This is a genomic window from Brevundimonas sp. TWP3-1-2b1 (assembly GCF_049896165.1).
Taxonomy (GTDB): Bacteria; Pseudomonadota; Alphaproteobacteria; order Caulobacterales; family Caulobacteraceae; genus Brevundimonas; species Brevundimonas subvibrioides_B.
The window spans coordinates 44090-58056 of sequence record NZ_JAFCTT010000004.1 but is presented as its reverse complement, the minus strand read 5'-3'; the positions used below and the strand labels follow the sequence as shown (position 1 = coordinate 58056).

Genomic DNA, 13967 nt, shown 5'->3' with positions numbered 1-13967 from the left:
GGCGGGCTCCTCTATCTGTAACCGGGCCTATTGCACGTGAGGCGTGATGATGCCCAGCGGCAGGGTCGTCACATTCTTCACCCCGCGGGTGACGATATGGCTCTCGCAGTCCGAGACGATGCCGAGGGTCAGCAACTTGTCGCGCAGGAATTTGTCGAAGGCGTGCATGTCCGACGTGATGATCCGCAGCACATAGTCCTCGCGCCCGGTGATGGTGGCGCACTGGACCACCTCGGGCCAGTGGGCGACGGCGGCCTCGAAGGCGTCCAGGTTCTCACGCGAGGGCAGGCTCAGCTTGACGATGGCATAGACCTCGAAGTCCAGACCCAGCAGGGCGGCGTCCAGAAGGGTCACCCGCTTGCGGATCAGGCCGGAATCTTCCAGTCTCTTGATCCGGCGCCAGCACGGCGAGGCCGACAGTCCCACCCTCTCGGCCACTTCCGCGACCGACAATCCTGCGTCCTGCTGCAGGATGTCCAGAATTCGAGCGTCGATGGGATCCAGTTCGTCCGCCAATGCGTTTCTCCGTTTGTCGTTATGGCGCAATAAAATACCCTAAAACTGCTTGACGCAAGGCTAAAATAGGCGAGCCTTGATTTCGCGCCCATGCTATCCAGCCGCCAAGTAGTGCGGTCGGATCAACCGAACGGCAGGATGGAATGACCAGGAACACCAAGCCGCTCTCCCTGCGCGTGCCGGAGCCCTCGGGCCGTCCGGGCGACGCCCCGGATTTCAGCCACCTGAAACTCGACGCCGCCGGTAGTGTGGACCGTCCGCCGGTCGACGCCCGCCCGGTGCAGATGCTGGACCTGGCCTTCCGCCTGATCCGGGTGCTGGACGATGAGGGCCAGGCCCTCGGGCCGTGGAACCCGCGCCTCGACGCGGAGACCCTGAAGAAGGGTCTGAAGGCGATGATCCTGACCCGCGCCTTTGACGACCGGATGCATCGGGCCCACCGCCAGGGCAAGACCAGCTTCTATATGAAATGCACCGGCGAGGAGGCCATCGCGGTCCCCCAGGGCATGATCCTGTCGCGCGAGGACATGGGCTTCCCCACCTACCGCCAGCAGGGGCTCCTGATCGCGCGCGGCTATCCGCTCGTCGACATGATGAACCAGATCTATTCCAACGCCTCGGACCCGATCAAAGGCCGCCAGCTGCCGATCATGTATTCGGCCAAGGACTATGGGTTCTTCACCATCTCGGGGAACCTCGGCACCCAGGTGCCCCAGGCCGTGGGCTGGGCCATGGCCAGCGCCTACAAGGGCGACGACAAGATCGCCATCACCTGGATCGGCGACGGCGCCACGGCCGAGGGCGACTTCCACAACGCCCTGACCTTCGCCAGCGTCTACCGCGCCCCGGTGATCCTCAACATCGTCAACAACCAGTGGGCCATCTCATCCTTCCAGGGCATAGCCGGCGGGCTTGAGACCACCTTCGCCTCCAAGGCCATCGGCTACGGCCTTCCGGCCCTGCGCGTCGACGGCAACGACTTCCTCGCCGTCTGGGCCGCGACCCAGTGGGCCGAGGAGCGCGCCCGTTCCAATCAGGGCGCCACAGTCATCGAGCTGTTCACCTATCGTGGCGCGCCCCATTCGACCTCGGACGACCCGAGCCGTTATCGGCCCGGCGACGAGCACGAGAAATGGCCCCTGGGCGATCCGATCGCGCGCCTGAAACAGCATCTGATCGCGCTCGGCGAATGGTCCGACGAAGCCCAGGCCGAAGCGGAGGCCGAGGCCGTCGCCCAGGTCCGCGCCGCCGGCAAGGAGTCCGAGGCTATCGGCACGCTCGGCCAGTCGCGCCCCAGCGTGAAGACGATGTTCGAAGAGGTCTATGCGACCGAGGACTGGCGCCTGGTCGAACAGCGCCGGGAGGTCGGAGTATGAGCGAGTCCTTCAGCGAGGCCGATCGCACGGACGGTATCGAACCCGACATGATCGACGAGAATAACGCCCCCGCCTCGGTCGCATCCGAGGCTGCCGCCGTCGCGCCGATGAACATGATCCAGGCGCTGAACTCGGCCCTGCATGTGAAGATGGCCGAGGATCCCAACGTCCTGTCGTTCGGCGAGGACGCCGGCTATTTCGGCGGCGTCTTCCGGGTTACCGACCAGTTGCAGCAGAAGCACGGCCTGACCCGCAGCTTCGACACTCCGATCTCGGAGTGCGGCCTTGTCGCCGCCGCCATCGGCATGGGGGCCTATGGCCTGCGTCCGGTCGTGGAGATCCAGTTCGCCGACTACATCTACCCGGCCTACGACCAGATCGTCAGCGAAGCGGCCAAGATGCGCTATCGTTCGGGCGGCCAGTTCACCTCGCCGATCGTGGTGCGCTCGCCTTACGGCGGCGGCATCTTCGGCGGCCAGACCCACAGCCAGTCGCCGGAAGCCCTGTTCACCCATATCGCCGGCCTCAAGGTCGTCATCCCGTCCAACCCCTATGACGCCAAGGGCCTGCTGACCGCGGCGATCGAGGACGACGACCCGGTCATCTTCTTCGAGCCCAAAAGGCTCTACAACGGCCCCTTCGACGGCTGGCACCAGAAGCCGGTCAGCCCGTGGAAGACCCAGGATCTGGCCCAGGTCCCGACCGGCAAATATGTCGAACCCATCGGCAAGGCGCGGATCATGCGCGAGGGCAATGACGTCACCATCCTGTGCTACGGCACCATGGTCTGGGTGTCGCTGGCCGGCGCGGAACACGCGGGCGTGGACGCCGAGGTCATCGACCTGCGCTCGCTCGTGCCGCTCGATATCGAGACCATCGAGGCCTCGGTGAAGAAGACCGGCCGCTGCGTCATCGTGCACGAGGCGCCGAAAACCTCCGGGTACGGAGGCGAGCTGTCCGCCCTGGTCCAGGAACGCTGCTTCTATCACCTGGAAGCCCCCGTCACCCGCGTCTGCGGCTGGGACACTCCCTACCCACACGCCTTCGAGTGGGAATATTTCCCCGGGCCGGAACGGGTCGCCACCGCACTGAAAGCCGTCATGACCGGCCAGAATCTGGGGAGCGCGCGCTGATGGGCCGCTACGTCTTCAAACTGCCCGACGTGGGCGAAGGCACCGCCGAGGCCGAACTGGTCGGCTGGCACGTCGCGATCGGCGATGTCGTCGCCGAGGACCAGCTGCTCGCCGACATCATGACCGACAAGGCCACCGTCGAACTGACCAGCCCGGTCTCCGGCGTCGTCACCGCCCTGCACGGCGAACCCGGCGCCATGTCGCCGGTCGGCGGCCCGCTGGTCGAGTTCGAGGTCGAGGGCGCGGGCAATGCGTCGGCCGAGATCGCGCCCGCTCCGGTCGCTGAACCGGAGCCGGAAGCCGCTCCCGCGCTCGAAGCGCCAGAGGCCGAGGCCGAGGCCGAGGCCGTCGTCGAATCGCCCGTTGCTTCGGCTTCGGGCAACTATGTCTTCAAGCTCCCCGACGTCGGCGAAGGCACCGCCGAGGCCGAGCTGGTCGCCTGGCATGTCGCGGTCGGCGACACCGTCGCCGAGGACCAGATCCTCGCCGAGATCATGACCGACAAGGCCACCGTCGAGCTGACGTCCCCGGTCGCGGGCGTTGTCGCCGCCCTGCACGGCGAAGTCGGCAAGGCCTCTCCGGTCGGCGGCGCCCTGGTCAGCTTCAACGTCGAGGGCGCCGGCAATGTCGCGGCTGCTCCGGTCACGGCGGCATCCGCCCCGGCCCCCTCCACCGCCTCGCGGTCCCCCTCCCCCGACGGGGGAGGATCGCGCCCCGCTGTCCCTGCCAAATCTCCCCCCGTCGGGGGGAGTACCCGCCAAGCGGGGGAGGGGGGCAAGTCCACACCCGTCCCCCGTCAGGCCCAGATCGCCGGTGTCCGCCCCCTGGCCTCGCCCGCTGTGCGCAAGCGCGCCCGTGAACTGGGTCTGGAACTGCAGTTCGTGCCCGGCTCCGGCCCGGGCGGACGCATCGAACACGGCGACCTCGACGCCTTCGTCGCGGGCGGCGCACGCGGTCCGTCCGAGCGCGGATCATCGGCGTCCGCCTCGACCTATGCGAAGGCCGAGGGCACGACCGAGGTCCGCATCATCGGCCTGCGCCGCAAGATCGCGGAGAAGATGGCCGAGAGCGTCCGGCGCATTCCCCACATCACCTATGTGGAGGAGATCGACGTCACGGCGCTGGAGGAGCTGCGGGCCCATCTGAACGCCCAGGCGAAACAGACGGGCAAGGCCAAGCTCAACGTCCTGCCCTTCATCGCCCGCGCCATCGTCGTGGCCCTGCGCGACCAGCCGACGATCAACTCCCATTACGATGACGAGGCCGGCGTCCTGACCACCCACGCCGCCGTTCATCTGGGCATCGCCGCCCAGACCCAGAACGGCCTGATGGTGCCGGTCGTCCGCCACGCGGAATCGCTCGACCCCTACGCCACCGCCGCCGAGATTGCCCGCGTCTCCGGCGCGGCCAAGGACGGTTCGGCCAGGCGTGAGGAGCTCAGCGGCTCGACCATCACCATCACCTCGCTGGGAACTCTCGGCGGCCTGGTCCACACCCCGATCATCAACCACCCCGAGGTCGCCATCGTCGGCCCCAACAAGATCGAGGACCGGGTCGTGGTGCGGAACGGCCAGATGGTCGTGCGCAAGATGATGAACCTGTCGTCCAGCTTCGATCACCGCATCGTCGACGGCCACGACGCGGCGGTCTTCGTGCAGCGGATCAAGGGCCTGCTGGAGCATCCCGCGACCCTCTGGATGGGCTGAGGACGGCCGTGGCCGGATCGTCAGGGACCGTCGTTTGCGAACCGTCGCCATCTGGCGTTCATGGACCTCTGATCCGCGAGGAGAGAGCGCCATGACCCGCCTGCTGACCGCCGCTGCGACCGCCTTCGCCCTGCTGGGGGCCGCCCCCGCCTGGGCCTGCCTGCCGCCCCCACCCAACACGTCCTACGACACCGCGATGGCGCGCGCCGCCTTCGTCGGTCGGGTCGTGTCGGTCGAACGAACCGATCCGGCGGACTGTCTGGGCGCCGCCCGCGCACGGGCCGCGGGCCCGTCCTTCCAGGGCGATCCCGGCGAGCGCGGCTGCGAGGCCTTCGGGTTCGCGACGCTGGAGCCCGCCTGGATCATCAAGGGCGAGGACGTCATTACCGGCCCGTTCCGCGTCGCCTGGAACCGGACGCCCTTCTGCACCATCGGCTGGACCCCGGAGGTCGGCGCACTGGCCGTCGCCCTGATCCCGGACGATGCCACCACCCTGCGCGACGGCGCGACCGCCACGGTCGACGCCATCCAGCAGGGCGATCCCCTGTTCCGCACCATCCTCGAGCTGGTCGAAAAGATTCAGCCCTGACTTTTCCGAGTATCGACGACGCATGACCCAGACCCTGAAGACCAAAGTCCTGATCATCGGCGCGGGCACCGGCGGCTATGTCGCGGGCATCCGCTGCGGCCAGCTGGGGCTGGACACCGTCCTGGTCGACGGCGGCGACGGGCTGGGGGGCACCTGCCTGAACGTCGGCTGTATTCCCTCCAAGGCGATCATCCACGCGGCCTCGAAGTTCGAGACTGTGTCGAAGGCCGCCGGACAGGGGACCCTCGGCATCACGGCGTCGGAGCCGGCGATCGACCTGTCCAAGACGGTCGAATGGAAGGACGGCATCGTCCGTAAGCTGAACAACGGTGTCGCGGCCCTGCTGAAGAAGGCGAAGGTGAAAGTCATCAAGGGCTGGGCGACCTTCGAGGACGCCAAGACCTGCCGCGTCGAGACCGCCGAAGGTCCGATCACGATCACGGCCGAGCACGTCATCCTGGCGACAGGGTCCGAGCCGGTCGAACTGCCCTTCCTGCCGTTCGGCGGCGACGTCATCTCCTCGACCGAGGCCCTGTCGCTGGACGCCGTGCCGGGGAAACTGGTCGTGGTCGGCGGCGGCTATATCGGGCTGGAGCTGGGCATCGCCTATCGCAAACTGGGGGCCCAGGTCGCCATCGTCGAAATGGCCGAGCGCATCCTGCCGCTCTACGACAAGGCCCTGACGGATCCGGTCATGAAGTGGCTGACCGACCACGGGGTCGAGATGCACCTCGGCGCCCGCGCCGGCGGGTTCGGGGACGGGAAACTGTCGATCACCACGAAGGAGGGCGAGCCTCTGTCGCTCGACGCCGACAAGGTGCTGGTCACCGTAGGGCGTCGTCCGCGCACCGCCGGCTGGGGTCTGGAAAATATGGGTGTCGCCATGGCCGGGCCGTTCGTGAAGACCGACGACCGTTGCGCCACCTCGATGAGGAACGTCTGGGCCGTCGGCGACCTGACCGGCGAACCCATGCTGGCCCACAAGGGCTCGGCCCAGGGCGAGGTCGTGGCCGAGATCATCGCCGGCCATGACAGGCGCTTCGACCCGGTCACCATCGCCGCCGTCTGTTTCACCGAGCCGGAGATCGTCTCGGCGGGCCTCGGGCCGCTCGACGTCGCAGGACGCGACGACGTGATCACCGCTGTCTTCCCGCTGGCCGCCATCGGCCGGGCGCTCGCCATCGAGGCGGCCGAGGACGGCGGCTTCGTGCGGGTGCTCGCATCGAAGACCGACCACCGCCTGCTCGGCGTCCAGGCCGTCGGCCAGCACGTCGCCGAACTGTCCAACAGCTTCGCCCAGATGCTGGAGATGGGCGCCGTGCTGGAGGATGTCGCGGGGATCATCCACGTTCACCCGACTCTCGGCGAGGCCTTCCACGAGGCGAGCCTGAGGGCGCTGGGCCACGCCATCCACATCTGACCCGCGGCCCCCTCCCTATGCGGCCACTGCGTTATTCGCTGTCTGGGAGTCCCTGTCCTTGACGGAGGATTTGCGCTGTCGGCGAAGCGGACGGGGCCGTTGGGTTTTGGCGAAGTCGGTCTGGCGCGTCGGGGCTGTCCCCTCGCGGAGGCACAGACACGCCTGGAGACCCAGGGCAGGTCACGCGCTCTCGTAGCGCAAGGGCCCCCGCACGGGCAGAGAGTCAGGCCTTGACCGACGCCCCGCCCGAAACCAGCTCGGGCATCCCCGTCGGAGCGAAATCCAGAGCCTTCTCCAGCTCAGCCATGTCCTTGTCGGCCGCCTTCCAGTCGTCCTTGTCCGGCGATTTCGGGTTGGCCCGGTCGGCCTTGATCTTCTCTCGCGCCTCCTTGAGCTCACCGAGCGCCATCTTCACCTGCTGGAAGAAGCCCTGGTCGACCATGGCCGCGCCGAACACGGCTTCGGCCCGGTCCGCCTTCTCGTCGCGCCCGTCGGCGATGTCGAAGGCGGCGGCATAGGCGGCCTGCGCCCGCTTCATCTCCGCATCGACCGTCGGAGCCTCGACCCCGGCATCCTTCGGTTCCGGGGGCAGCCCCTTCAGCGCCGCGTCGGCGGCCTCGCGGGCGTCCTTCGCGTCCCGGCGCATCATGGCCATCTCGCCGTCGGTCACGTTCCTGCCGCCGGCCTCGACATAGTCCTTCACCGCCGATTTCAGCTCCTTCGCCAGTTCGGCGGTCATCTTCAGCCCCGCCCTGGGGTCGATCTTGACCATCAGCATCAGGGCGTCGCGGCGTTCACGCACGGCCTGGACCTTTTTGGCCGCCATCTCCTTCTTCATCGACTTCTGCGCGTCGCGCATGTCGGAGAGGGACGGCAGGCCGAAGCCCGGCGACGCGTCCCGAGGCGTTTTCGCCTGCCCCGGCAAGGGAGTGCGCCAGAACGGCAGCGGCTGGGTCGCCGAGGTCGTCAGCGAGATCATTCTGATCTCTCCTTCTGTGTTCTCGATCATCCTGGACGATGACCGCTTTCGATCCGCTTAAGCGGCCCGCCTGTAAATCGCCGCTCTCTTGGGCTATGGGCCGCCCTCAAGACGCGCGTGATCGCGTCGCACGCGTCCGCGCCCCTACTTAGAAATCCCCGATGAAGTTTCTCGACCAGGCCAAGATCTACATTCGTTCCGGCAACGGCGGCGCGGGCTCCGTCTCGTTCCGGCGCGAGAAATTCATCCCCAACGGCGGACCCGACGGCGGCGACGGCGGCAATGGCGGCAACGTCTGGGTCGAGGCGGTCGAGGGGCTCAACACCCTGATCGACTACCGCTACCAGCAGCATTTCAAGGCCCCGACCGGCACCCACGGCATGGGTCGCCAGATGCACGGTGCCCGGGGCGAAGACGTCGTCCTCAAGGTCCCCGTCGGCACCCAGGTGCTGGGCGAGGACAAGGAAACCGTCGTGCTCGACATGGTCGAGGTCGGCCAGAAGGAGCTGCTGCTCTCCGGCGGCAACGGCGGCTGGGGCAATGTCCGCTTCAAGGGCCCGCAGAACCAGGCCCCGCGCCACGCCAATCCCGGCCAGGAAGGCCAGGAGATGTGGATCTGGCTGCGGCTGAAGCTGATCGCCGACATCGGTCTGGCCGGCCTGCCCAACGCCGGCAAGTCGACCTTCCTCGCCGCCGCCTCGGCGGCGCGGCCCAAGATCGCCGACTATCCGTTCACGACCCTGGCGCCCAACCTCGGCATGGTTGACCTGTCGCCGGGCGAACGGTTCGTCATCGCCGACATCCCCGGCCTGATCGAAGGGGCCTCGGAAGGCGCCGGCCTCGGCACCCGCTTCCTCGGCCACGTCGAGCGCTCCGCCTCGCTGATCCACCTGATCGACGGCACCCAGGACGATGTGGCCGAGGCCTATCGCATCATCCGGGGCGAACTCGACGCCTACGGCGAAGGTCTGGGCGACAAGCAGGAGATCCTGGCCCTCAACAAGATCGACGCCCTGACCCCCGAGGCGCGCGAGGAAAAGGCCGCCGAGCTGGAGGCCGTCGCGGGCCGCCGCCCGATGCTGGTCTCCGGCGTCTCCGGCGAAGGCGTGCCCGAACTCCTCCGCGCCGCCTGGGCCGAAGTCCGCAAGACGCGCGGCGAGATCGACGAAGAGGGCGACGAGATCGAGGTCTTCGCCGACGGCTGGAAGCCCTAGCAGAGAGCCCCTCCCTCCCACCTGGCGGAGGGTGGCTCAGAGCAGCGAAGTCGGGTGGGGGCGGCTGAGCCGCATGGCGACGGTCCGGGTCTGTCTCGCCGGCCCCGACGGCCCCGACGGCCCCGATGCGGGCGTCATCGGCGAGACGTCCAAGAAGACCGGCGGCCGAACGGGACAAGCGCGCCGACGTCGTGTTAGCTGCGCTTTCGTTTGCTCATCCGTGAGCATAAGTCCGACGCGAGCCCGCCCGCCTTGTCCTTCTTTCACGCCGGTCCCGCGCCCCAGGCGAGCGGCCCCCGATCAGGGGCGCTGAGAGACGGCCTGGGCCTGGCCGCCGGGATGAAGGTCGGGCTGTTCGGCGGCTCGTTCAATCCGGCCCACGACGGGCATGCCCATGTGGCGGAGACGGCGGTCCAGCGGATGGATCTCGACCGCGTGATCTGGCTAGTCTCGCCCCAGAACCCGCTGAAGGACAGGCGCCAGACCGCGCCCCTGGCCGATCGCATGGCCTCGGCCGAGACCTTTGCGCGCGGCCCGCACATGGTGGTCTCCGACTTCGAGACCCGCGTCGGCACGACCTGGACCATCGACACCCTGCGCGCGCTCAAACTGCGTCACCCCGGCGTGCATTTCGTCTGGCTGATGGGCTCCGACAATCTGGCGAATTTCCATTGCTGGCGGGGCTGGACCGACATCATGCGGATGATGCCGGTGGCCGTGATCGCCCGGCCGGGCAGCCTGCTGGAAAGCCGCGCCGCCCCCGCCGCCCGCCGCTTCGCCGGCCACCGGGTTTCATCCAACGAGGCGCGCCTGTTGCCCACGATGGCGGCCCCGGCCTGGACCTATCTGACGGCGCCGTTGAACCCCAGTTCGTCCACGGCCTTGCGTGCCCAGAAATGACCTTGAGCCGTCCGGGTGACGTTTTCGGGCTTTCATGCTAGAGAGCCTCTTTAGTGAACCCGCCCGGAGCCTTCCGCTGACCCCCTCGCCCGCGCACGACGCGCAAGAAGAAGCCGTTTCGAACACGGCCCATGAGATGGAGCCGATCGCGCCCATCCACTCAGAAGACCGGGCCGAAGACGGTCACGACGAAGACCTCTCCGACGATTCCGCCGAAGATTTCCCGCTGTTCAGCGCGGACGACGGCGGCGACGACGCCTCGAACTTCGACCGTCAGGGCGTCGTACCGACCGGCGCGACCCCGCTTGAGATCGCCCTGCTGGCCAAGCTGGACGACGACAAGGCCCAGGACATCGTCCTGATCGACCTGAGGGGCAAGTCGCCCATGGCCGACAGCATGATCGTGGCCTCGGGCCGGTCGCACCGCCACGTCGGCGCGCTCGCCGACCACCTTCTGCGCACACTGAAGGAACAGGGGCTGGGCCGCGGCAAGGTCGAGGGCCTGCCGCACTGCGACTGGGTTCTGATCGATGCCGGCGACGTCATCGTCCACCTGTTCCGGCCCGAAGTGCGGATGTTCTACAACATCGAAAAGATCTGGGCCGTCGACAGCGCCCATAGAACGGCGAACGCGTAAGCATCCTCCGGGATGAAACTCGCCATCGCCGCCATCGGCAAGCCGGGTCGCGGGCCCGAGGCGACGCTCGCCTCGGACTATGCGGCCCGGGCGACGGCGGCTGGCCGCGTGCTGGGCCTCGGCCCGCTTGATCTGATCGACCTCGAACCGCGCAAGACCGGCAAGGCGCCGGAAGCCGAACTGCTGCTGGCGGCGGCCGACGGCGCGCACATGATCGCCTGCGACGAGCGCGGCAAGACGTATTCCAGCCGCGCCTTCGCCGACCATATCGCGACCCTGCGCGACCGGGGCGAGCGGCGGCTGGTCTTCGTCATCGGGGGGGCGGACGGGCTGGACGCCGGCGTACTCGCCGCCGCCGGATCGACCCTGGCCTTCGGACCCCAGACCTGGCCCCACGCCCTGGCCCGGGCCATGCTGGCCGAACAGCTCTATCGCGCGGTGACGATCCTGGCCGGATCACCCTATCATCGGGACTGATGAACCGCGCCGCCGTCCTTTCTATCCTGATCGCCCTGTCCGGCCTGCCCGCCGCAGCCTCGGTCCAGGACGACCTCGAACAGCTTCAGGCCCAGTATCGCGACGAACAGGTGCGCGCGCGGCGCCTGCGCGCCGACGCCCGCGACGCCCAGACCGGGATCAACGCCCTCGACCGCGAACTGGCGACCCTGCGCAGCGACCAGACCGCCGATGACATGCAGTTGTCCGCCCAGCGCCAGCGGCTGCGCGACCTGGGCCGGCGCGAGGCCGCCATCGTCGCCGAATTGGCCCAGGCCCGCGACGGTCAGGGCCGGCTCCTGTCCGCCCTGCAGATGATGAGCCGCAAGCCGCCGCCGCCGTTGCTGATCCCCGCCGACCGCGCCGTCGATACCGTCCGCGCCGCCATCCTGATGAGGGCCATGGCCCCGGAGATGCAGCGCCGCGCCGCCGCCTTCGCCACGCGTCAGGCCGAGGTCGTCCGCATCCGCCGCCTCGCCGTCCTGTCCAGCGAACGCCTCCTGACCACCGAAAGCGCCCAGGGCGACCGCCGCGCCGAGATCGAGGACCTGTCCGGCCGCCGCACCGCCCTGCTGGCCGTGCTGCGCGCCGACGCCGCCCTGGCCGAGCGCGCCGCGGCCGCCCTGGAGACCCGGATCCGCAACCTCGGCGGCCGCCCCGCGACCGTGACCGACGCGCCCACGCCCTCCACCCGCCTGCCCGGCGGGCGCGCCCGCCTCACCGCGCCGGTCAGCGGCGCGCCTCTGGCCAAGTCGGGACAGGGCCTGCGCTGGGCCGCTCCCGCCGGTGCGGTCGCCTCCCCCGCCGCAGGCCGCGTCGATCATGCCGGCCCGCTCAGCGGCTGGGGCGAGGTGGTCATCCTGGATCTCGGCGGCGGCTGGCGCGCCGTGGTCGCTGGTCTGGACACGATCAGCGTCGAAACCGGCGAGCGGGTCGCCGACGGCCAGGCCCTGGGCTCGACCGCGCGCGGCGGCGAGGTCTATTTCGAGCTGCGCCGGGAGGATCGGGCCGTGGATCCCGCGCCGTATCTGTAAGGAGGGCTCAGGGCTCAGGGGCAAGATATATCCGTGCATCCCCGCGAAGGCGGGGACCCAGGTTTTAGCCGAGCGCACCATGCGTGGGATCAGAGCTGGCGCGCACCCGACGGCACCAGGCCCCAAAGGGCTGGGTCCCCGCCTTCGCGGGGATGCACGGAATGGTGGGAAGCCAAGGCCCAGGCCCTCGTCACCACGCCCGACTTGGCGAAACCGCTTCCCAAGCCGACATGACGCTGATTTTATCCACTGAACGCGGGACCGCCACGATTTGGTCGTGTGGTCCTAGGCCCTAAGCCCTACTCACCAAGCCCTCTGCTGCTCCGGCGGCTCCGAAAGAGACCGAATGCGTAAACTGCTCATCGTCGGCGCCGCCGTCGCGGCCCTTGGCCTCAGCGGCGTGACCGTCGCCAGCCAGACGCCACGGAACGAGACCTTCCGCATGCTGCAGCTGTTCGGCGACGTGCTGGCGGTGGTGGAACAGGCCTACGTCGTTCCGGTCGACAACAAGAAGCTGATCGAGGCGGCCCTGGCGGGCATGATGACCGCGCTCGATCCGCACTCCAACTATCTGCCCCCGCAGGGGTTCGAGGACCTGCAGGAGCGGACCTCCGGCGAATATTCGGGCGTCGGCCTGACGATCACGGCCGAGGGCGGCCTGGTCAAGGTCATCTCGCCGATGGACGGCAGCCCCGCCGCCCGCGCCGGTGTCCAGGCCGGCGACATCATCTCGGCCATCGAGGGCCAGAACGCCTCGGGCCTGACCGTGACCCAGGTCTCGGAGAAACTACGCGGCGCCCTGGGCACCTCGGTCTCTGTCACCTTCCTGCGTGACGGCGAGGAGCCGCTCGAGGTGACCCTGGTGCGTGAGGTCATCAAGGTCGAATCGGTCACCAGCCGCATGGAGGGCGACTTCGGCTATCTGCGCATCTCGACCTTCAACGAGAACACCGGCCGCGAGCTGACCGAGGCGATCGGGAAGATCCGGCGCGACAACCCGGCGGTGAAGGGCTTCGTGCTCGACCTGCGCAACAACGGCGGCGGCCTGCTGACGGCGGCCATCGACGTCTCCGACGCCTTCCTCGAACGCGGCGAGATCGTCAGCCAGCGGGGCCGCAAACCCGAGCAGATCGAACGCTACGCCGCCCGCCCGGGCGACCTGACCGGCGGCCTGCCGCTGGTAGTGCTGATCAACTATGGCTCGGCCTCGGCGTCAGAGATCGTCGCCGGCGCCCTGAAGGATCAGGAACGGGCCACGCTGGTCGGCCTGACCAGCTTCGGCAAGGGGTCGGTCCAGACCGTCATCCCGCTGGGCGGCGGTCGCGACGGGGCCCTGTCGATCACGACGGCGCGCTACTACACCCCGTCCGGCGCCTCGATCCAGAAGATCGGCATCGAGCCCGACCTTGAGGTGGCCCGCACCGAGGCCGAGGCCCGGATCGTATCCCGCTCAAGCTTCATCTACTCCGAGGCCGCCTATGCGACCGCGCTGGACGCCTCCATCGGCGCCGAGCGCAAGGGCGCCCACACCCCGCGCGAGGCGCCGGGTGCGGACTATGACAAGGACGCCGACTACCAGCTGCAGCGCGCGCTGGACGTGCTCCGCGCCGGCGGCGACCTGACTCGGCTGGCCGCCGCCCCGGACGGCATCGTGACCAGCGACGGGACCGTGCAGGTCGCCGCGATCGACACGACCGAAGAAGAGTAGCGCCCTCAAGTCTCCTCCCTGTTCGCCGCTTGGCGAATGGGGAGGTGGCGGCGAGCCTCTTCGCGAGCTGACGGAGGCGTTCTTGCCGCACGCAGAACCCCTCCGTCTCTCCGCTTCGCTCCGAGCCACCTCCCCACGCCTGCGGCGCAGGGAGGAGACACTGAAACATGGCTAACAGCCCGTTAGGCTTTCTTAACCGCCGCCTGTTCATAGTCGTGCGCGATGATCGCCGTCCGGAATCCGTCCGGCCGCCAGATTGC

General features: G+C 68.7%; 13 protein-coding genes. 11 read left to right on the top strand and 2 right to left on the bottom strand.

Annotated elements, in window-relative coordinates; all coding sequences use genetic code 11:
- Positions 1-27: 27 nt before the first annotated feature.
- On the bottom strand, positions 28-516 hold the full coding sequence (locus tag ACP7AB_RS05110) for an Lrp/AsnC family transcriptional regulator (RefSeq protein ID WP_425989312.1): 489 nt from the start codon (positions 514-516) through the stop codon (positions 28-30).
- Positions 517-659: 143 nt separating this feature from the next.
- Between ACP7AB_RS05110 and ACP7AB_RS05105 the strand changes: the two genes are divergently transcribed.
- The 5 genes from ACP7AB_RS05105 (at position 660) to lpdA (ending at position 6740) form a co-directional block, all read left to right on the top strand.
- Positions 660-1892 carry a 3-methyl-2-oxobutanoate dehydrogenase (2-methylpropanoyl-transferring) subunit alpha gene (locus ACP7AB_RS05105; RefSeq protein ID WP_425989314.1) on the top strand — a complete coding sequence of 411 codons (1233 nt, stop codon included), beginning with the start codon at positions 660-662 and terminating at the stop codon, positions 1890-1892.
- Positions 1889-3025: an alpha-ketoacid dehydrogenase subunit beta gene (locus ACP7AB_RS05100; RefSeq protein ID WP_425989316.1), complete on the top strand. Its 1137-nt coding sequence runs from the start codon at positions 1889-1891 to the stop codon at positions 3023-3025. Before ACP7AB_RS05105 ends, ACP7AB_RS05100 begins: the two co-directional genes overlap by 4 nt.
- A complete protein-coding gene (locus ACP7AB_RS05095) occupies positions 3025-4731 on the top strand; it encodes a 2-oxo acid dehydrogenase subunit E2 (protein WP_425989319.1) in 1707 nt (568 codons plus the stop codon). The genes ACP7AB_RS05100 and ACP7AB_RS05095 overlap by 1 nt, the downstream gene beginning before the upstream one ends.
- A 91-nt stretch (positions 4732-4822) precedes the next feature.
- On the top strand, positions 4823-5320 hold the full coding sequence (locus tag ACP7AB_RS05090; RefSeq protein WP_425989322.1) for a hypothetical protein: 498 nt from the start codon (positions 4823-4825) through the stop codon (positions 5318-5320).
- 22 nt (positions 5321-5342) lie between these two features.
- Positions 5343-6740: a dihydrolipoyl dehydrogenase gene (gene lpdA / locus ACP7AB_RS05085; protein WP_425989325.1), complete on the top strand. Its 1398-nt coding sequence runs from the start codon at positions 5343-5345 to the stop codon at positions 6738-6740.
- A gap of 223 nt (positions 6741-6963) precedes the next feature.
- Here lpdA and ACP7AB_RS05080 read toward each other — a convergent pair whose 3' ends face one another.
- The gene (locus ACP7AB_RS05080) at positions 6964-7719 is read right to left on the bottom strand and encodes a hypothetical protein (RefSeq protein ID WP_425989328.1); all 756 of its coding nucleotides are present in this window, start codon (positions 7717-7719) and stop codon (positions 6964-6966) included.
- Positions 7720-7880: 161 nt separating this feature from the next.
- Here ACP7AB_RS05080 and obgE point away from each other — a divergent pair, with 161 nt between their 5' ends.
- The 6 genes from obgE (at position 7881) to ACP7AB_RS05050 (ending at position 13707) form a co-directional block, all read left to right on the top strand.
- Positions 7881-8933: a GTPase ObgE gene (gene obgE, locus ACP7AB_RS05075; RefSeq protein WP_303697096.1), complete on the top strand. Its 1053-nt coding sequence runs from the start codon at positions 7881-7883 to the stop codon at positions 8931-8933.
- Positions 8934-9185: 252 nt separating this feature from the next.
- The gene (locus ACP7AB_RS05070) at positions 9186-9833 is read left to right on the top strand and encodes a nicotinate-nucleotide adenylyltransferase (RefSeq protein ID WP_303697095.1); all 648 of its coding nucleotides are present in this window, start codon (positions 9186-9188) and stop codon (positions 9831-9833) included.
- A gap of 136 nt (positions 9834-9969) precedes the next feature.
- Positions 9970-10470 (top strand): ribosome silencing factor, encoded by a 501-nt coding sequence (rsfS, locus tag ACP7AB_RS05065; RefSeq protein WP_425989331.1) that lies wholly within the window; start codon positions 9970-9972, stop codon positions 10468-10470.
- Between the two features lie 12 nt (positions 10471-10482).
- Positions 10483-10947, top strand: a complete 465-nt coding sequence (gene rlmH / locus ACP7AB_RS05060) for a 23S rRNA (pseudouridine(1915)-N(3))-methyltransferase RlmH (protein ID WP_425989334.1) — start codon at positions 10483-10485, stop codon at positions 10945-10947.
- Complete coding sequence (locus tag ACP7AB_RS05055; RefSeq protein WP_425989337.1) at positions 10947-11999, top strand: murein hydrolase activator EnvC family protein; 1053 nt, start codon at positions 10947-10949, stop codon at positions 11997-11999. The genes rlmH and ACP7AB_RS05055 overlap by 1 nt, the downstream gene beginning before the upstream one ends.
- Before the next feature lie 346 nt (positions 12000-12345).
- Positions 12346-13707 (top strand): S41 family peptidase, encoded by a 1362-nt coding sequence (locus ACP7AB_RS05050; RefSeq protein ID WP_425989339.1) that lies wholly within the window; start codon positions 12346-12348, stop codon positions 13705-13707.
- Positions 13708-13967 lie beyond the last annotated feature (260 nt).

Bases quoted from the DNA above. Each gene is read 5' to 3' on its own strand.
- ACP7AB_RS05105 (WP_425989314.1), top strand. From the start codon at position 660: ATGACCAGGAACACCAAGCCGCTCTCCCTGCGCGTGCCGGAGCCCTCG.
- ACP7AB_RS05100 (WP_425989316.1), top strand. From the start codon at position 1,889: ATGAGCGAGTCCTTCAGCGAGGCCGATCGCACGGACGGTATCGAACCC.
- ACP7AB_RS05095 (WP_425989319.1), top strand. From the start codon at position 3,025: ATGGGCCGCTACGTCTTCAAACTGCCCGACGTGGGCGAAGGCACCGCC.
- ACP7AB_RS05090 (WP_425989322.1), top strand. From the start codon at position 4,823: ATGACCCGCCTGCTGACCGCCGCTGCGACCGCCTTCGCCCTGCTGGGG.
- lpdA (WP_425989325.1), top strand. From the start codon at position 5,343: ATGACCCAGACCCTGAAGACCAAAGTCCTGATCATCGGCGCGGGCACC.
- ACP7AB_RS05080 (WP_425989328.1), bottom strand. From the start codon at position 7,719: ATGATCTCGCTGACGACCTCGGCGACCCAGCCGCTGCCGTTCTGGCGC.
- obgE (WP_303697096.1), top strand. From the start codon at position 7,881: ATGAAGTTTCTCGACCAGGCCAAGATCTACATTCGTTCCGGCAACGGC.
- rsfS (WP_425989331.1), top strand. From the start codon at position 9,970: ATGGAGCCGATCGCGCCCATCCACTCAGAAGACCGGGCCGAAGACGGT.
- rlmH (WP_425989334.1), top strand. From the start codon at position 10,483: ATGAAACTCGCCATCGCCGCCATCGGCAAGCCGGGTCGCGGGCCCGAG.
- ACP7AB_RS05055 (WP_425989337.1), top strand. From the start codon at position 10,947: ATGAACCGCGCCGCCGTCCTTTCTATCCTGATCGCCCTGTCCGGCCTG.
- ACP7AB_RS05050 (WP_425989339.1), top strand. From the start codon at position 12,346: ATGCGTAAACTGCTCATCGTCGGCGCCGCCGTCGCGGCCCTTGGCCTC.